Raw genomic sequence first — 17364 nt, 5'->3', positions numbered from 1 at the left:
TTCTCCGGCTCTCTACTCCGACGCGCCTGTCCGCGGCGGCATTGTCTCCGACGTCGTGCCCTCCGTCGGCCGGCCCTCGGACGAGGTCCGGGTCATCGCCTCGTCGGTGTCCTCGGGGACGCGTCCCGGAGGTGGCGGCGTCACACCGGTCAGTGTCTCGCGGGCCGTGAGGACCTGCCCGATGAAGAAGTCGTAGATCAGGATGCCGACGACACCACCGACCAGGGGACCCGCGATGGGGATCCACCAGTAGTTGCTGAACCATTCGCCGTTGCCGGGCAATGCGGCCTCACCCCATCCGGCGATGTAGGCGAGCATGCGGGGGCCGAAGTCGCGAGCGGGGTTGATCGCATACCCGGCGTTGGTGCCGAAGCTCAGTCCGATCGCCACGACGACGAAACCGACCGCCCACGGCCCGAAGTTGCTTTGCGGCGCCTGGTTCCGGCTGTCGATCAGCGCCGCCACCAGCATGACGAGAATCGCGGTGCCGACGATCTGGTCGACCAGCGGGCCCCATATTCCGCTACCGAAGTATTCCGCCGGGAATGTCGCGAAGATGGAGAACGTGGGTACGTCGCCGGACTTCGGTGTCCCCGCCTCGGTGAGAAACGCGTTGATGGCGTCGTAGTACACGGCGTAGACCACCGCGGCGCCGGCGAACGCGCCGACCACCTGCGCGATCCAGTAGGGCACCACCTTTACCCAAGGGAATCCTCGGCGTACCGCCATGGCCAGGGTGACCGCCGGGTTGATGTGCGCGCCGCTGACGCCGCCCGCGGCGTACACGGCGAAGACCACGGCCAGACCCCAGCCGAAGGCGATGATGAGCCAGTTGGCGGGACCGAAGTCCGCGGTTTGCCTGCCGGATCCCGGCAGGCCTGCCAGTGCCACGGCAACGGAGCCGCAGCCGAGGAGAATAAGTATCGCCGTCCCCAGGAACTCGGCCATCAACTCGCCGCCGGTGGTTTGACGTAGCCTGGCCAAGCCGTTCGTCCGGGTTCGGGTGTCTGTCGCACTCATGCCGCACCTCCGGTTTCAGGACTTCGCTGTCCCTGGAGTTCATCGTGCTCCGCGCCTCGAATTGGGACAAGATCTGAACCGAGCTCCTCGTTCAGGGCGGCAACACCGGGGTGATTGCATACCGCCCGGCGTGGGAAGCTCCTTTCAGGAGGCCGTCGCGGTTTCACGACGGGCATCTGCCGTGGCGAGGAGGCGAACAGTGACTGTGTCGTTGGGACCGGCGAACCGCGAGGAATCGTGGCAGCGGCTGAGCAGCGAGAGCTTCGACCTCGTCGTCATCGGCGGGGGCGTGGTGGGCACGGGAACGGCGCTCGACGCGGCCACGCGGGGCCTGCGGGTGGCGCTCGTCGAGGCGCGTGATCTCGCTTCGGGAACGTCCAGCAGGTCGAGCAAGCTTTTTCACGGCGGGCTGCGGTATCTGGAACAGCTCGAGTTCGGCCTGGTGCGGGAGGCCTTGCGGGAACGGGAGCTGATGCTGACCCGGATCGCGCCGCACCTGGTCAAGCCCGTGAGCTTCCTGTATCCGCTGACCCACCGGGTCTGGGAACGGCCGTACACCGCGGCGGGTCTGCTGCTGTACGACACGATGGGCGGCGCCCGGTCGGTGCCCGGACAGAAGCACCTCACCAAGGCGGGGGCGTTGCGCATGGTGCCCGCGTTGAAACGGGACGCACTCATCGGCGGCATCCGCTACTTCGACGCGCAGGCCGACGATGCCCGGCACACCATGACCGTCGCCAGGACGGCCGCGCACTACGGCGCTGTCGTGCGCACCTCCACGCAGGTGGTGGAGTTCCTGCGCGAGGCCGACCGCGTGTCCGGGGTCCGGGTGCGAGACGTCGAGGACGGGCGGGAGACCGAGGTCAGGGCGGACGCCGTCGTCAATGCCACCGGTGTGTGGACCGACGAGCTGCAACGGCTGTCCGGCAGCCGCGGCCGGTTCCGCGTGCGCTCGAGCAAGGGTGTGCACATCGTCGTCCCGCGGGACCGGATCGTGTCGGAGACCGGTCTGATCCTTCGTACCGAGAAATCGGTGTTGTTCGTCATTCCGTGGCGAAACCACTGGATCGTCGGCACCACCGACACCGACTGGCACCTCGACCTCGCGCACCCCGCCGCCACCAAGCACGACATCGACTACATCCTCGAGCACGTCAACGCGGTGCTGGCCACGCCGCTGACCCACGACGACATCGAGGGCGTCTACGCGGGCCTGCGCCCGCTGCTGGCGGGGGAGAGCGAGGAGACCTCGAAGCTGTCCCGCGAGCACGCCGTGGCGCGGGTGGCGCCCGGACTGGTGGCCATCGCGGGCGGCAAGTACACGACTTACCGGGTGATGGCCGCCGACGCCGTGGACGCCGCGGCCGTCGACCTGCCCACGCGCGTGCAGTCGTCGATCACCGACAAGGTGCCGCTCGTCGGCGCGGATGGCTACCACGCGCTGGTGAACCAGGCCGACCAGCTGGCCACGGCGCACGGGCTGCATCCGTACCGGGTGCGGCACCTGCTCGACCGGTACGGCTCGCTCGTCGGCGAGGTGCTCGGCCTGGCCGAGGGCAGGCCCGAGCTGCTGAAACCCATCGAGCACGCCCCCGACTACCTGCGCGTGGAGGCGATGTACGCGGCCAGCCACGAGGGCGCGCTGCACCTCGAGGACGTGCTGGCGCGGCGGACGCGGATCTCGATCGAGTACCCGCACCGCGGAGTGGACTGTGCCCAGCAGGTCGCCGAGCTCGTGGGCGAGGTGCTGGGCTGGTCGCCGGAGACCGTCGCCCGCGAGGTCGAGGTCTACCGGGCGCGGGTGGAGGCCGAGCGGGCCTCCCAGGAGCAGCCGAACGACGAGGCCGCCGACGAGCGGCGCTCGGCTGCCCCGGAGGCACGAGGCAAGCTCATCGAGCCGGTCGGCTGACACGCCGGCCGCGCCGCCCGGCCAGTGCCGCTTTGTCGACCTTGCCGATCGGGGTCAGGGGCAGCGCGTCGGTGACCGTGACGTGCACGGGCACGAAGTGCTCGCCGCCCAGGACGGTGCGCACGTGGTCGCGGACGGCACCGGCCGTCAGGCCGGGGTCCGCCGCCACGACGGCGTGCACGAGCATGCCGTCCGGGCCGGGCACGCCGAACACGGCGGCCTCGCGAACCAGCGGATGCCCGGTGAGGGCGTCCTCCACGACGGTCGAGTGCACCTTGGTGCCGTGCTCGCCGGTGACGATCACGTCGTCGGCGCGGTCGAGCAGGTACAGGTAGCCGTCGGCGTCGAAGCGGCCGAGGTCGCCGGTGCGCAGCCAGCCGTCGGTGAACGCACGGTCGGTGAGCTCGGCGGCACCGTGGTAGTCGTCCATGAGCGCGAGCCCGCGCACGAGCACCTCGCCGTTCTCGATGCGGGCCTCCATGCCGGGCACGATCCGGCCCACCGAGTGCAGCCGCTCGGGATGCCCCTCGTACTCGGCCGCGCTGATGCTCGCGATCATCGGGGCCTCGGTGAGCCCGTACCCCTGCCCGACGACGGGCCCGAACACCGCGAGGGCCTGCTCGAGCCGGCGCGCGGGCAGTGGACTGGCGCCCAGCGACAGCGCTCGCACGCTGCTGGTGTCGGTCCGGGCCAGCGCCGGGTGGTCGAGCAGGCGCGCCAGCCGCGGCGGCGTCAGCGACAGGTGCGTGATGCGGTTGGCGGCGATCGAGCGCAGGACGGCTTCCGCGTCGAATCCCTCGTGCAGCACGACGGTGTCCCCGCACAGCAGCGCGCCGAGTGCCGAGCAGTTGCCGGTGAGATGCGACAGCGGGGCCACGAGCAGTACCCGATGGGCACCCTGCGGATCGGGCCGGAAGATGTGCGCCATGCCATCGTAGATGCCGCGGTGGCTGATGAGTTTCGGTGCGCCCGTTGTGCCGCCGGAGGCGAATAGCGTGTGCACGCCGGCAGGCAGCCGGACCTCGGCGTGCACATCGGACGGACGCAGCCGGATAGTCCGGTGTGGACCGTCCACGGGCGATCCGTCGGCCACGGCGTACGCGGTGACGTCGGCGGCGCGCAGCACGGCGTTGCGGTCGGGTGTGCTCGCCGACGCCGGAACGAGCAGCACGGTGGCGCCGAGGAGCTGGGCGGCGAGCTGGCCCAGGACCGTCTCGGGCCGGTTGCCGCCGAGCACGGCCAGCACGTCGCCCTCGCCGATCCCGGCAGCGGCCAGCGTGCCGTGCAGGCCAAGCAGCAACTCGTACGCCTCGGCGTAGCTCGTGGTGCGCCCCTCCCGGACGAACGCGGGCGTGTCGCCGCCGTGCCGGAGCACGTCGAGCATCCGGGTGAGGAAGTAGCTGTGCCCGGGCCCGACGGTGGTCATGTGGCGCTGCCGCGATTCCGGGTCCAGCGGACGTCCACTCCGTTGCGATCAGCCCCGCGGTAGGTGAACCCGCAGCGCCGCGCCACGGCCGCCGAGGGGTGGTTCCCCGGTTCGTGCAGGTAGTCCACCGAGCGCAGGCCCAGCGTGCCGAAGCCGAATCGCAGCGCCGCGCTCAGCGCGGTGACGGCGACCCCGCGCCCCCGCGCCATCGGGTGCACCCACACCGCCGCCTCGGCGCGCCCGTCGTGGAGGTCCAGCGCCTTCAGCCCGACCTCGCCCAGCAACGCGCCGGTCGCCGCCGACGCGACCGCCCACGAACATCGCTCGCCGCGCGCCCAGCCACTCGCGCGGTGGGCCAGGTACTTCTCCGCCGCCTCGGGCGTGTCGACGGTGATGCCGGGAACGAAACGCTGGTGCAGCGGGTCGGCGAAGGCCTCGACGAGGGCGGGCCGGTCGTCGACGCGGTCGTCCGCGCGGAACTGACGCAGCTGGTAGACGCCCGTGTTGAGCTCGACCGGTTCCACGCGGGGATCTTAGAACCGCCGGCAGCGATTGTTCGCCAGCGAGCCCGCGATGAGCGCGACGAGGGCGGGCAGCAGAAAGACGAGGAGGGCGCCGCGCGCGACCGTGAAGAACAGGACGATCGCCAGCACCGCCGCGACCGGCACGGCACTCGCCGCCACGCGCTGGCGCCACGGGACCACCGGCGCCGGAGCGGGCGGCCGCGGACGCTGCACCGCGCGTCCGGGCAGGAGCACGCTCGGCTTCGGGTCCGGCAGGTCGGCGAACAGCGGCTCCAGGTCCCGGCGGAACTTCGCCACGCTCGTCTGCTGGGAGCGTTCGTCGAACTCGGTCAGGTCGAGCCGCCCGGTGCGCACGTGTTCGGAAAGCGCGTCCAGCGCCTCCTGCCGCTCAGCGTCGCTGAGCCGCAACTCCGGTCGATCGGCGGGCACACGTCGATGGTAGGTCGGCGCGGACCGGGTTGGCCACGGCAGCTGAGCGGGTTCTCAGAGTTCGCCCGGCCGTCACCGGGCGGTGAACTCAGTCCTTGATCTCGAGGAGCACGGCGCCCTGGCTGACGGCGGAGCCCACCTCGGCGGCCAGGCCCGTCACGGTGCCCGACTTGTGCGCGGTGACCGGGTTCTCCATCTTCATCGCCTCGAGCACCACCATGAGTTCGCCCGCCTCGACCTGCTGGCCGTCGGACACCGCGACCTTCACGATGGTGCCCTGCATGGGGGCGGTGACCGCGTCGCCGCTCGCGGCGGCCTTGCCGCCACCGGCCCGCTTGCGAGGCTTGGCCTTCTTGGCGCCGCCACCGTTGCCGCCGCCGAGCGCGAGGTCGCCAGGCAGCGATACCTCCAGCCTGCGGCCGCCGACCTCCACCACGACGGTCTGCCGCTCCTCGGGCTCCTCGTCGGCCTCGGTGGGTGCGGTGAACGGCTCGATGGTGTTGTCGAACTCGGTCTCGATCCACCGGGTGTGGACGGAGAAGCCGGTGCCGTCGCCGACGAACGCGGGGTCGTCGAGGATCGCGCGGTGGAAGGGCAGCACGGTGGCCAGGCCTTCGGCGACCATCTCGCCCAGCGCGCGCCGCGAGCGCTCGATGGCCTGCTGCCGGTCGGCGCCGGTGACGATGACCTTCGCGAGCATCGAGTCGAACTGGCCGCCGATGACGCTGCCCTCCTCCACACCGGAGTCCACGCGCACGCCGGGGCCCTCGGGGAAGACGAGCTTGGTGACCGTGCCGGGCGCGGGCAGGAAGTTGCGACCCGCGTCCTCGCCGTTGATGCGGAACTCGATGGCATGCCCGCGCGGCTGCGGGTCCTCGGTGAAGGGCAAGGTGCCGCCCTCGGCGATCCGGAACTGCTCGCGCACGAGGTCGATGCCGGTGGTCTCCTCGGACACGGGGTGCTCCACCTGCAGGCGGGTGTTCACCTCGAGGAACGAGATCGTCCCGTCGACACCGACGAGGTACTCGACCGTGCCCGCGCCCGAGTAGCCGGCCTCCTTGCAGATGGCCTTGGCCGAGGAGTGGATCGTGGCGCGCTGCTCGTCGGTGAGGAACGGCGCGGGCGCCTCCTCGACGAGCTTCTGGTGCCTGCGCTGCAGCGAGCAGTCGCGCGTGCCCACGACGACGACGTTGCCGTGCTTGTCGGCCAGTACCTGGGCCTCGACGTGCCGGGGCTTGTCGAGATAGCGCTCGACGAAGCACTCGCCGCGGCCGAACGCGGCGACGGCCTCGCGGGTCGCCGACTCGAACAGCTCCGGGATCTCCTCCATGGTGCGCGCGACCTTGAGGCCACGGCCGCCGCCGCCGAACGCGGCCTTGATGGCCACCGGAAGCCCGTGCTCCTCGGCGAAGGCGACGATCTCGTCGGCGTTCTGGACGGGGTCCTTGGTGCCCGGGACCAGCGGGGCACCCGCCTTGAGGGCGATGTGCCGGGCGGTGACCTTGTCGCCGAGGTCGCGGATCGCCTGGGGGCTCGGGCCGATCCAGGTGAGCCCTGCGTCGATGACGGCCTGGGCGAAGTCGGAGTTCTCGGAGAGGAAGCCGTACCCGGGGTGCACCGCGTCGGCGCCGGAGCGCTTCGCGGCATCCAGCAGCTTGTCGAACACGAGGTAGCTCTCGGCCGCGGTGCTCCCGCCGAGGGCGAAGGCCTCGTCGGCCATGCGGACGTGCGGCGCGTCGCGGTCGGGGTCGGCGTAGACGGCCACACTGGCGATGCCTGCGTCCTTCGCGGCTCGGATCACGCGCACAGCGATCTCGCCACGGTTGGCGATGAGCACCTTCGTCACGCTGGCTGGCTCCGGCACGCTTACCTCCCTGTTCGCTGCTCTGGCGTGGAGTCTACGGTCCGCCCGTGCGCCATCGGTGAGAGGAGGCTCACGCCCCTGGTGGGGCCGCTTGCCGCAGTTCCTCGGGGATGGCCCCGTCGAGAAGGATGACGTCGTAGGGCTGGGACTCGTGCAATTTCGGCAGGTGCTCGGTGCGCACCAGCATCCACGGCTGGTGCTCGCCGCAGCCTTCGACGAGACGGTCGACGGCGGAGAACGCGAGCAGCGCGAGGCGGCCGTCCCGGGTCCGGCGCAGCTGGACGTGGGTCTCGGCGGTGTCCGGTCCGGCGTGCGGGCCGGTGGGCAGGTACACGACCGGCGGCAGGTGTGGATTCGTCACGCCGCCAACATAGACGTGCACGCAGCGTCACCTCCCCTACGCTCACGCGGTGGACCGAGGGAGGAGGTCGTCGGTGTCTTCGGTGTCGTCCGCGCGCACGCGTTCGGCGGCGCGGCCGCCCAGGCCGGTGCTGGTCACCGTGGTGCTGGCCGTGGTCGTGGCCGTGGGATCGCTGGTGACCGCGGCGCTGCTGCGCCCGGACGCCGCCCGGCCGGCCCGCGGAGGGCTGTCCATGCCGACGTCCACGGCGAACTCGGGCTGCGGTGACGACCCGTGCCGCGTGGTGGCGTCGGCATCGGTCAACGGCATGCCGGTGGAGCTGCTCGCGGACGCCGACGGCGGCACCGGACGGCTGCGCGCAGGCGGCCCGTCGTCGGGGAGTGTGGCGGAGGTGACGATCACCGCCATGGGCGTGCGGCTCAACCGCGACTCGCTGCGCTGCCCGCCGAGCGACACCCCCGTGTGTCTCGTGCGGGGTCCGCATGACGGCGGCATGGCGGGCGAGGTGCACGTCTGGCGTGGTGACAGCTGGCGGTCCGACCAGCGGCCCTACTTCTCCGATGCGGGCAGTGTGGTGCTCGACGACGCGACCGGTGACGAGGTGCCCGAGGTGGTCGTGGTGCGCCACGAGTGCGCCGGCACGGACAGTGCCGCCGCCTGCCAGCAGGCGCCCGTGCTCGGGGAGGTGTTCGACCTCGGGGGCAGGCAGGTCGGGTGCACGGAGACCTACGGTTCGCCGGGCTCGCTGCGCGACTGGCCGGAGGTCGACGTGGAGTCCTACGAGCTCACCGAGTGCCCGTGAACGCAGGCTGACGGCTCCGGCGCTCGGCAAGGGCCGGCCGCCGCGCCGCCACACTGCGCCAACCCGGTCACGTTGGCTGTGAGCTGGGTCTCATACGACCGGCTTTCGCGACGACTTCTCATAACGTACGGTACGAACTCGCCGTTAGGTAAGGCTAACCATAGAGTTACTCGGGATCGATGCAACCACGGGCGGTGAGATCGCAGCCATGAAGTCGAGTGGGCGATCGAGCGGTTCTCCGCGGTCCCCGGCACCCACCGACCCCTTTGTCGTGCCGCGGGGAGCGCTTCCCCGCCTGCCGTGATCGACGTGCGTGCTTAGGGAGTTATGTGACGTGTCCTCACCTGTCCTGACCCGGCCCCGGCCTCGCCATCGGGCGGCCGACCTGCTGACCGCCTACCTGCCCGGATCGTTCTACTACTCCTCGGCCGGTGGCACCCTGCTCGCCGACGGCGTCGTGACGTCCGTGCGGGCGGAGTCCGGGTCGCGAGCGGGTGCCACGGCGCAGGCCCTGGCCGACGCGGCGGCTGCCGGGGTGCCGGAACCGATCGCCGTCGGGGCGATCGGTTTCCGCCCGGACGGGCAGGCTTCCCTCGTCGTGCCGGCGGTGGTGCGCCGCGCCGCGCCGCCGGAGGGGGAAGCAGAACCACGCCGGCCGGGTGTCGGTCCGGTGACGTGGTCGGTCACGCCACGGCCCGAGCCGGAGGTCTACACCATGGCCGTCCAGGAGGCGCTGGACCGGATCGGCCGGGCAGAGCTGCGCAAGGTCGTGCTCGCACGGGCACTCGAGCTCACCACGGATGCTCCCGTCGCCGTGCCGCCGCTGCTGGCGCGACTGGTGCGGGCCAATCCCGCCGCGCACGCGTTCGCCGTCGACGTCACCGAGCCCGGCGATCCGGCCACCCGCACGCTGCTCGGCGCCAGCCCGGAGTTGCTGGTGTCGCGCAAGGGGGACCGCGTCGTGGCCAACCCGCTGGCCGGATCGCGTCCCCGCGTGGCCGACGAGCAGGAGAACCGGCGGCTGATCGCGGAACTGCGCGCGTCCGAAAAGGACCGTGCCGAGCATGCGCACGTCGCGGCGCAGGTCGCTGAGGTGCTCGGCCGCTTCTGCTCCGACCTCGACGTCCCGGCCGAGCCGGAGGTGATCGGGACCCCGACCATGTGGCATCTGTCCTCTCGCATCACCGGCCGCCTGGCCGATGCGGGCGACCCCGCCTCGTCGTCGCTGGCGCTCGCGGAGGCGCTGCACCCGACCCCGGCTGTGTGCGGCGTCCCGACCGAGGCCGCGCGGCGGACCATCGCGGAGCTCGAACCGGAGGACCGCGGCTACTACTCCGGTCTGGTCGGCTGGACCGCGGAGAACGGCGACGGCGAGTGGGTGGTGACCATCCGCTGCGCCGAGGTCTGCGACCGCACGGTGCGGTTGTTCGCCGGTGCCGGCATCGTCGAGGGCTCCGATCCCGCGGCCGAACTCGCCGAGACGAGCGCGAAGTTCCGGACGCTCCTGCGTGCGCTGGGTGTCCCACAAGACACAGAGGAGGCCGCATGATCGACCATCGCGAAGCTTTTGATCATGAAGGCCGACCGGGTGTGGGTGTCCCACAAGACACAGAGGAGGCCGCATGATCGGGTCGGGCCCGGACCACACGCCCTGGCCTGCCGAGGACGCGGCCCGCTACCGCGCGCTGGGGTACTGGCAGGGGCAGACGTTCGGCAGGTGGCTGACGGGGCTGGCGACGGCGTACGCGAGCCGCACCGCCGTGGTGGGGGAGAGTCCCGCCACCCGAACCCAGGTGCGCTGGACGTACTCCGAATTGGACGAACGCGCGCACCGGCTCGCCGCCGGGTTCGCCGGCCGCGGCATCCGGGCGGGCGACCGCGTGATCGTGCAGCTGCCGAATATCCCGGAGTTCCTCGAGGTGATCTTCGGGCTGTGGCGGCTGGGCGCGTGGCCGGTGTTCGCCCTGCCCGCGCACCGGCACACCGAGCTCAAGCACTTCGCCGAGCACGCCGAGGCGGCGGCGATCGTCACGGTCGGCGAGCACGAACGGCACGACTACGCGGCGGCCGCCCGAGCGGTCGCCGACGAGGTGCCGACGCTGCGGGACGTCTTCGTGGTGGGCACCGACGAGTTCGCGGCGATGGAGGCCGCCGAGCCGATCGACCTGCCCGACCCGGACCCGGCCGGCGTGGCGTTCCTCCAGCTCTCCGGCGGCAGCACCGGGTTGCCGAAGCTGATCCCGCGCACGCACGACGACTACCTCTACAGCGTCCGCGAGAGCGCCCGGATCTGCCGGCTGCGGCCGGACAGTGTGTATCTCGTGGCGCTGCCGGTGGCGCACAACTATCCGATGAGCTCGCCGGGAGTGCTGGGTGTGCTGCACGCGGGTGCGACCGTGGTGCTCTCGCCGCGACCGGACGCCGACACGGCGTTCCGGCTCATCGAGGCCGAGCGTGTGACGATCAGCGCGGTCGTGCCGCCGCTCGCCGCGGCCTGGGTGCAGGCGGCGGGCCGGACGACGCGTGATCTGTCCAGTTTGGAGGTTCTGCTCGTCGGCGGGGCCAAGTGCGGCAGGGAACTGGCCGAGCGGATCGGTCCGGCGCTGGGTTGCCGGCTGCAGCAGGTGTTCGGCATGGCCGAGGGCCTGGTGTTCTACACGCGGCTCGACGATCCGGACGAGCTGGTGCTCTCCACCCAGGGCAGGCCGATCTCGCTCGACGACGAGATCCGCGTGGTGAATCCGGACGACCCGGAGGCCTCCTCGGACGATGTCGTCGAGCCGGGGCAGGCCGGTGCGCTGCTCACGCGCGGGCCGTACACCATCCGCGGCTACTACCGTGCCGCCGAGCACAACGCGAAGGCCTTCACCCGGGACGGTTTCTACCGTACCGGCGACCTCGTGCGGTTCCACCCCTCCGGGCACGTCGAGGTCGTCGGCCGCGTGAAGGAGCAGATCAACCGCGGTGGCGAGAAGGTCGCGCCCGAGGAGGTGGAGAACCACCTCATGGCGCATCCGGAGGTGCTGGACGCCGCCGTGGTGGGCGTGGCCGACGAGTACCTCGGCGAACGCACGTGCGCCTACGTGGTGCCGGTCGAGGATGCCAAGCCCGCCGAGGCGGACCTGCGCCGGTTCGTCCGGGAACGCGGGGTCGCCGCGTTCAAGATCCCCGACCGCGTCGTCGTGGTCGACCACTTTCCGGTGACGGGCGTCGGGAAGACGAGCAAACGGGAGCTGCGGGCGGTGCTCGCGGCCCAGGCGAAGGAGGGGTGATGTCGTTGTCGTTGCCGAAGATCGAGCCCTATGGTCTGCCCACTTCGGACGAACTGCCCGCCGGCCGTGCCGACTGGCGCGTGGAGCCGGATCGGGTGGCGCTGCTGGTGCACGACATGCAGCGGTACTTCCTCGCGCCCTACGCCGGCGCGCCCGTGCCCGAGGTCGTGGCCAACATCGCCCGCCTGATCGAGACCTGCCGCGACCGCGGGGTGCCGGTGTACTTCACCGCGCAGCCGGGCAGGCCACGCCAGTCCGAGCGCGGGTTGCAGACCGAGTTCTGGGGCGAGGGCATGCGTGCGGTGATCGACGACGACCCGCGTGCGGCCGACATCGTCGACGAACTGACGCCGGGCCCGGGCGACACCGTGCTGGTGAAGTGGCGCTACAGCGCCTTCCAGCGCAGCGACTTCGCCGACCGGCTCGCCGCCGCCGGACGCGACCAGCTGCTCGTCACCGGTGTCTACGCCCACATCGGCTGCCAGGCGACCGCGCTGGAGGCGTTCATGCGCGACATCCGGCCGTTCCTGGTCGCCGACGCGGTCGCCGACTTCTCCCGCGCCCGCCACGACCAGGCCTGCGAGTACGTGGCCCAGCGTTGCGGCGTGGTCACCACCACCGCCGCCACGCTGGCCGGGCTGACCGCCCCGATCCCCACAGGAGTGAGCTGAATGAGCAACACGAACGACCTGACCGCTGTGAACGGCACGACCGCGCTGTCCGCCGAGCGGATCCGCGCCGACGTGGCCGAGCTGCTCGGCCGCGACCCGGCCGAGATCGGGATGGAGGAGAACCTGCTGGACCTCGGCCTGGACTCGATCCGCATCATGAGCCTCATCGAGCGCTGGCGGGCGGCGGGCGCGAACGAGGTGGAGTTCCCGGATCTCGCGGAACGTCCCGAGCTGGCGCACTGGATCACGCTGGTCACCGGCGAGGCGCAGGCGTGACCCGCGTCGACCACCGGCACCGGCACCTCGACCGCATCGCCGAGGTGCGGGCGGGCACCGTCGCCGAGAAGGTGGGCTACCCGATCCGGGTCCGCGCGGTCGAGGTGCTGCGCACCCGTCCGGTCGGGGCGGGCCTGCTGCGGGTGACCCTGGGTGGCCCCGGGCTGGAGGGCTTCGAGGCGCACGCGCCCGACGAGCACGTCAAGCTCATCTTCGCCGACCCCGACGGCATCCTGCGCCTGCCCGAGCCGGACGGGCTGATGCTGCGCTGGCCGCGGCCGTCGCCGACGTCGCGCGAGTACACGGTGCGGGCCTACGACCCGGCGGCGGGCGAGCTGGACATCGACATCGCCCTGCACGACGGCGGCCTCGCGGCGGAGTGGGCGAAGACGGCCCGGCCGGGTGAGCGCGTGCACGTCGCGGGCCCGCCCGGTGGTCTGATCGTGCCGTTCACCTATGACCGGTACCTGCTGGCGGGTGACATCACCGCGCTGCCCGCGATCGCGCGCCGGCTGGAGGAGCTGCCGCCCACCGCGGCCGGCTGGGCCGTGATCGAGGTGTCCGGCCCCGCGGAGGAGATCGAGCTCGTCGCGCCGAGCGGGTTCGAGGTGCGCTGGGTGCACCGGGGCGAACGTCCACCCGGGACCAGCGACGTCCTCGAACGGACCGTCCGGGCCCTGCCGGTGTCCACACAGGACCGGCTGTACGTGTGGATGGCCGGCGAGGCGGGGACGTTGAAACCGCTGCGCCGCTGGGTGCGCGACGAGCTGCGGCTCGACCGGCGCGACTACGACATCACCGGCTACTGGAAACGTGGCGTGGCCGACTACGACGAGGACCACGAGCACCACGACGGGCACTGACCGCTCACAAGGCGGGTCCGCTCGTCTGAGGTACCACCCCCTGCCAGGCCACTCCCGGCCTGCCCCGGAAACCGAGGAAAGAACCGATGTCACTATTCAGCTCGCGACGCCTGGCGAAGGGCGTCATCGCGGCTACCGCGCTCGCGCTCACCGTGACGATGAGCGGCTGCGCGTCCACCGAAGGCGAATCGGCCGCCGACGGCCGGACCCGCGTGTTCGAGGCCGACAACGGCCGGATCACCATCCCCGCCGACCCGCAGCGCGTGGTCGCCACGGGGTACGCCGTGCCCGCGCTGATCGAGGCCGACGCGCCGCTGGTCGGCATCTCCACGTGGCAGCGTGGCGAGCCCATGATGACCAAGGAGGACCTGGCGACCTACAACAAACTGCCGAAGGTCGCCGGTGAGTCGGCCGCGGAGACCAACTACGAGGCCATCGCCGAGGCCGATCCCGATCTCATCGTCATCGGCGTGCCTGCGCCGGTGCTCAAGGACGTCGACGTCAAGCGGCTCGAGTCGATCGCCCCGGTGGTCGCGATCGGCCCGACGGTGCCCTCGGCGTGGCGTGAGCTCTCCCGCAAGCAGGCCGACGCCGCGGGCGCGGTGGAGAACTTCGACGCCGTGAAGGCCCAGTACGAGCAGAAGGCCGGGCAGCTGGCCGAGAAGTACAAGAATGTGCTGCCGAAGCTGAAGTTCGCGCACGTGGGCGGCTACGGCCAGGTCGAGAACGGCAACTTCCAGCGCGAGTTCGACGGGTCGTGGGGCACCAACATCGCCAACGACATCGGCGCCAGGTACTACGGCCAGGTCAAGGAGAAGGGCCCGGGTTCCAAGTCGGTCAGCGAGTACCCGTCCATCGAGGAACTGCCGTCGGCCCTCGGCCAGGCGGACGCCATCACCTACACCGTGAACGCCGACGGCTCGCTGCCGGAGCCGGTCAAGTACGTGATGGACTCCCAGCTGTGGAAGAACCTGCCCGCGGTCAAGGCCGGTAAGACCTTCCCGGTCCGCTACACCGAGGCCGCGACCTACCGGCAGGCGATGAAGGCACTGGACGCGCTCGACGAGACGTTCGCACCACTGCTGAACCAGTGACGACCGTAGCCGGAATTCCCCGGACCTCGGCGAGGACGGCTCGCGCGGCCGTCCTCGCCGGGGGACTGGCCGTGCTGGCGCTCGCGTGCGTCGCCAGCTTCGCCGTCGGCGCGCACGCCGTGGCGCCCGCCGAGGTGGTGCGTGCCCTGGTCGCGTTCGACGGCTCCGGTGACCACGTGATCGTTCGTGACGTGCGGGTGCCCCGCACGGTGCTGGGGATCGCCGTGGGTGCCGCGCTCGCGGTGGCGGGAGCGCTGATCCAGACGTTGTCGCGCAACCCGCTGGCGGAGCCCGGCGTGCTCGGCGTGACGCAGGGCGCCGGGTTCGCGCTCACCGTCGGCTCGGCGCTCGGCCTGGCGGGAACGGCCGCCGGGGAACTCGGCGTCGCGGTGCTCGGTGCGGTGCTGGCCACGGTGCTCGTGTACTCGGTCGGCCGCCGCTCGACCCTGCGGTTGCTGCTGGCCGGGGTCGCGTTCAGTGCCGTGCTGCAAGGGCTGTCCCTGGGCATCCGGCTGATGTCGCCGGACACGCTCGACCGGTACCGATTCTGGGCGGTCGGGTCGCTGGCGGGCCGGGAGCAGACGGAGCTGACACTGCCGCTGGCCGCGATCGTGCTCGCCCTTATCGGTGCGGTGCTGCTCGCCCGGTCGCTCAACGCGGTCGCCCTCGGTGACGCGGTCGCGCACACCCTGGGCGCCAACGTCGCGCGGGTCCGGACCCTCACGCTCGTCGCCATCACGGTGCTGGCGGGGGCGGCCACCGCCGTGGCCGGGCCGATCCTGTTCGTCGGCCTGATCGTGCCGCACCTGCTGCGCAGGCTGACCGTGGGCTCGGTGCCCTGGCTGGTCGTCTACTCGATGGTGGCAGGCCCGATCCTGTTGCTGATCGCGGACACGCTCGCTCGCGTGCTGCTGCCGACCGGGGAGATGCCGGTCGCGATCGTCACGGCGTTCCTGGGCGGCCCGGTGCTGATCTGGGCGGTCCGCCGGTACGGGGCGGGGTCGTTGTGAGCGCGGGAGCGAGCACGGTGGCGCTGCGTGTGCGCGGCCGGGCGTGGTTCGTCGAGCGGCGAACGCTCGTGCTGGTGGGCGTGCTCGCCGTCGTCATGGCGGGGCTCGGGTTCGTCGGGCTGTGTTACGGCTCCACGTGGAGCACTCCCACCGAGGTGCTGGCTGCGCTGGCGGGCACCGGTGACTCCACGGTCGTCATCCTGGAATGGCGCCTGTCGCGGGTGACCGCCGCGATCGTCTTCGGTGCCGCACTCGGCGTGGCCGGCGCGATCTTCCAGACCCTCACGCGCAACCCGATGGGTAGCCCGGACGTCATCGGCCTGGACGCCGGCGCCTACACCGGAACACTGTTCGCGTTGACGGTGCTGACGGGCGCGTCGGTGCAGCTGGCCCTCAGCTCCGTGGTGGGCGGCCTGGTGGCGGCCGCCGTGGTGTACATGCTGTCGCGGTCGAACGGGTTGTCCGGCATGCGGCTCGTGGTCATCGGCATCGCCGTGAACGCCATGGTGACCGCGCTGAACAACTGGATCGTGTTGCGCGCCGAACTCGAGGTCGCGATCGCCGCCATCGGCTGGAACTCCGGCTCGCTCAACGGGATCGACTGGGAGGACCTGTCGATCCCGTTCACGGTGATCGCCGTGCTGCTGGCCGTGATGGCGTCGCGCGCGCAGGCGATGCACCAGTCGGCGCTCGGGGACGCCGTCGCGGTGTCGACCGGGGTCGGGCTGGAACGGCAGCGGTTGCTGATGGTGCTGATCGGCGTCGGGTGCACGGCGACGGTCACGGCGGTCACGGGGCCGATCGCGTTCATCGCGCTCGCCGCGCCGCAGATCGGGCGCAGGCTCGCGCGCGCGCCCGGCATCCCGCTGCTGCCCGCCGCGCTCACCGGGGCGGTGCTGTTGCAGGGCGCGGACCTGATCGCCCAGATGCTGCTCGCCCCGGTGTCCCTGCCCGTCGGTGTCGTCACCACGGCGATCGGCGGGTGCTATCTGATCTGGCTGCTGGCCCAGGAGGTGAGGCGGACATGACCGCCCGGCTGCGTGCCCAGGACGTGACCCTGCGCTATGGCGAGCGGGTCGTCTCGACCCGGCTGAGCCTCGACGTGCCCGACGGTGCCTTCACGGCGGTGGTCGGCCCGAACGGCTGCGGCAAGTCCACATTGCTGCGGGCGTTCGTCCGGCTGCTGCGGCCCGCGCAGGGCAGCGTGTCGTTCGACGAGCGCGAGATCGGCGCCTACCCGCCGAAGGAGCTGGCGAGGCAGCTGGCCTTCCTGCCGCAGGACCCGCTGGCCCCGGAAGGCATCAAGGTGCGCCAGCTGGTCTCGCGCGGCCGGTATCCGCACCAGTCGCTCCTGGCACTGTGGACGCCGGAGGATGAGGAGGCCGTCACCGAGGCGATGGTGACCGCGGAGGTCGAGGACTTCGCCGAGCGGCCCGTGGCCGAGCTCTCCGGCGGCCAACGGCAGCGGGTCTGGGTGGCGATGGTGCTCGCGCAGCGCACACCATACCTGCTGCTCGACGAGCCCACGTCCTTTTTGGACATCACGCACCAGTACCGGTTGCTCGCGCTGCTCGCGCGGCTGCGCAAGGAGGGCCGGACGGTGATCGCGGTGCTGCACGACATCAACCAGGCCTGCCGGTTCGCCGACCACCTCATCGCGATGAAGGAGGGCCGCATCGTCGCCGAAGGCGCGGCGGCCGACATCGTCGACGCGGCACTGGTGAAGGAGGTCTTCGACCTGCCGAGCGTCATCGTCGGCGACCCGGTGACCGGGACCCCGATGGTCGTGCCCGAGTAGGCGGGCCGCCCGGTTCCGGCGAGGCTGAACAGTGGGGAGCGAGAG

General features: G+C 71.7%; 17 protein-coding genes. 11 read left to right on the top strand and 6 right to left on the bottom strand.

The features are described 5' to 3' along the window. Positions 1 to 12 precede the first annotated feature (12 nt). Positions 13 to 1020, bottom strand: a complete 1008-nt coding sequence (locus ACFSZT_RS28040; protein ID WP_377392946.1) for an MIP/aquaporin family protein — start codon at positions 1018 to 1020, stop codon at positions 13 to 15. A 199-nt stretch (positions 1021 to 1219) separates the two neighbouring features. Between ACFSZT_RS28040 and ACFSZT_RS28035 the strand changes: the two genes are divergently transcribed. Next, a complete protein-coding gene (locus ACFSZT_RS28035; protein WP_377392949.1) occupies positions 1220 to 2929 on the top strand; it encodes a glycerol-3-phosphate dehydrogenase/oxidase in 1710 nt (569 codons plus the stop codon). Here ACFSZT_RS28035 and ACFSZT_RS28030 read toward each other — a convergent pair. The 5 genes from ACFSZT_RS28030 to ACFSZT_RS28010 all read right to left on the bottom strand — a co-directional run bounded on the left by ACFSZT_RS28030 (position 2910) and on the right by ACFSZT_RS28010 (position 7533). Then, on the bottom strand, positions 2910 to 4355 hold the full coding sequence (locus tag ACFSZT_RS28030) for a class I adenylate-forming enzyme family protein (protein WP_377392952.1): 1446 nt from the start codon (positions 4353 to 4355) through the stop codon (positions 2910 to 2912). The two genes, ACFSZT_RS28035 and ACFSZT_RS28030, sit on opposite strands and share 20 nt — an antisense overlap. Continuing rightward, positions 4352 to 4879 (bottom strand): GNAT family N-acetyltransferase, encoded by a 528-nt coding sequence (locus tag ACFSZT_RS28025; RefSeq protein WP_377392955.1) that lies wholly within the window; start codon positions 4877 to 4879, stop codon positions 4352 to 4354. The genes ACFSZT_RS28030 and ACFSZT_RS28025 overlap by 4 nt, the downstream gene beginning before the upstream one ends. Before the next feature lie 9 nt (positions 4880 to 4888). Then, positions 4889 to 5308 (bottom strand): DUF1707 SHOCT-like domain-containing protein, encoded by a 420-nt coding sequence (locus ACFSZT_RS28020; protein ID WP_377392958.1) that lies wholly within the window; start codon positions 5306 to 5308, stop codon positions 4889 to 4891. Positions 5309 to 5396: 88 nt separating this feature from the next. After that, entirely contained in the window at positions 5397 to 7172 is a 1776-nt protein-coding gene (locus tag ACFSZT_RS28015; protein WP_377392961.1) for an acetyl/propionyl/methylcrotonyl-CoA carboxylase subunit alpha, read from the bottom strand. A 70-nt stretch (positions 7173 to 7242) separates the two neighbouring features. Beyond that, on the bottom strand, positions 7243 to 7533 hold the full coding sequence (locus ACFSZT_RS28010; RefSeq protein WP_377392964.1) for an SAV_915 family protein: 291 nt from the start codon (positions 7531 to 7533) through the stop codon (positions 7243 to 7245). A 73-nt stretch (positions 7534 to 7606) separates the two neighbouring features. Between ACFSZT_RS28010 and ACFSZT_RS28005 the strand changes: the two genes are divergently transcribed. From ACFSZT_RS28005 to ACFSZT_RS27960, 10 genes are all read left to right on the top strand, one after another. Beyond that, positions 7607 to 8335, top strand: a complete 729-nt coding sequence (locus ACFSZT_RS28005; protein WP_377392967.1) for a hypothetical protein — start codon at positions 7607 to 7609, stop codon at positions 8333 to 8335. Positions 8336 to 8669: 334 nt separating this feature from the next. Then, complete coding sequence (locus ACFSZT_RS28000) at positions 8670 to 9884, top strand: isochorismate synthase (protein WP_377392970.1); 1215 nt, start codon at positions 8670 to 8672, stop codon at positions 9882 to 9884. A 73-nt stretch (positions 9885 to 9957) separates the two neighbouring features. Further along, positions 9958 to 11607 (top strand): (2,3-dihydroxybenzoyl)adenylate synthase, encoded by a 1650-nt coding sequence (locus ACFSZT_RS27995; RefSeq protein ID WP_377392973.1) that lies wholly within the window; start codon positions 9958 to 9960, stop codon positions 11605 to 11607. Beyond that, positions 11607 to 12278: an isochorismatase family protein gene (locus ACFSZT_RS27990; protein ID WP_377392976.1), complete on the top strand. Its 672-nt coding sequence runs from the start codon at positions 11607 to 11609 to the stop codon at positions 12276 to 12278. The genes ACFSZT_RS27995 and ACFSZT_RS27990 overlap by 1 nt, the downstream gene beginning before the upstream one ends. Further along, a complete protein-coding gene (locus ACFSZT_RS27985) occupies positions 12279 to 12554 on the top strand; it encodes a phosphopantetheine-binding protein (protein WP_377392979.1) in 276 nt (91 codons plus the stop codon). Next, positions 12551 to 13417, top strand: coding sequence for a siderophore-interacting protein (locus ACFSZT_RS27980; RefSeq protein WP_377392982.1), 867 nt, complete (start codon positions 12551 to 12553; stop codon positions 13415 to 13417). Before ACFSZT_RS27985 ends, ACFSZT_RS27980 begins: the two co-directional genes overlap by 4 nt. An 86-nt stretch (positions 13418 to 13503) precedes the next feature. Next, on the top strand, positions 13504 to 14511 hold the full coding sequence (locus tag ACFSZT_RS27975; RefSeq protein ID WP_377392985.1) for an ABC transporter substrate-binding protein: 1008 nt from the start codon (positions 13504 to 13506) through the stop codon (positions 14509 to 14511). Beyond that, a complete protein-coding gene (locus ACFSZT_RS27970) occupies positions 14508 to 15521 on the top strand; it encodes a FecCD family ABC transporter permease (RefSeq protein WP_377392988.1) in 1014 nt (337 codons plus the stop codon). The genes ACFSZT_RS27975 and ACFSZT_RS27970 overlap by 4 nt, the downstream gene beginning before the upstream one ends. Continuing rightward, entirely contained in the window at positions 15518 to 16549 is a 1032-nt protein-coding gene (locus ACFSZT_RS27965; RefSeq protein ID WP_377392991.1) for a FecCD family ABC transporter permease, read from the top strand. The genes ACFSZT_RS27970 and ACFSZT_RS27965 overlap by 4 nt, the downstream gene beginning before the upstream one ends. Continuing rightward, entirely contained in the window at positions 16546 to 17319 is a 774-nt protein-coding gene (locus ACFSZT_RS27960; RefSeq protein WP_377392994.1) for an ABC transporter ATP-binding protein, read from the top strand. Before ACFSZT_RS27965 ends, ACFSZT_RS27960 begins: the two co-directional genes overlap by 4 nt. The last annotated feature ends 45 nt before the right edge of the window (positions 17320 to 17364 follow it).

The sequence above is a fragment of the Prauserella oleivorans genome (assembly GCF_042685745.1).
In the GTDB taxonomy this organism is placed as follows: Bacteria; Actinomycetota; Actinomycetes; order Mycobacteriales; family Pseudonocardiaceae; genus Prauserella_A; species Prauserella_A oleivorans.
This window is presented reverse-complemented; position numbering and strand designations above follow the sequence as displayed.

Bases quoted from the DNA above. Each gene is read 5' to 3' on its own strand.
- ACFSZT_RS27975 (WP_377392985.1), top strand. From the start codon at position 13,504: ATGTCACTATTCAGCTCGCGACGCCTGGCGAAGGGCGTCATCGCGGCT.
- ACFSZT_RS27995 (WP_377392973.1), top strand. From the start codon at position 9,958: ATGATCGGGTCGGGCCCGGACCACACGCCCTGGCCTGCCGAGGACGCG.
- ACFSZT_RS28040 (WP_377392946.1), bottom strand. From the start codon at position 1,020: ATGAGTGCGACAGACACCCGAACCCGGACGAACGGCTTGGCCAGGCTA.
- ACFSZT_RS28030 (WP_377392952.1), bottom strand. From the start codon at position 4,355: ATGACCACCGTCGGGCCCGGGCACAGCTACTTCCTCACCCGGATGCTC.
- ACFSZT_RS27985 (WP_377392979.1), top strand. From the start codon at position 12,279: ATGAGCAACACGAACGACCTGACCGCTGTGAACGGCACGACCGCGCTG.
- ACFSZT_RS27960 (WP_377392994.1), top strand. From the start codon at position 16,546: ATGACCGCCCGGCTGCGTGCCCAGGACGTGACCCTGCGCTATGGCGAG.
- ACFSZT_RS27990 (WP_377392976.1), top strand. From the start codon at position 11,607: ATGTCGTTGTCGTTGCCGAAGATCGAGCCCTATGGTCTGCCCACTTCG.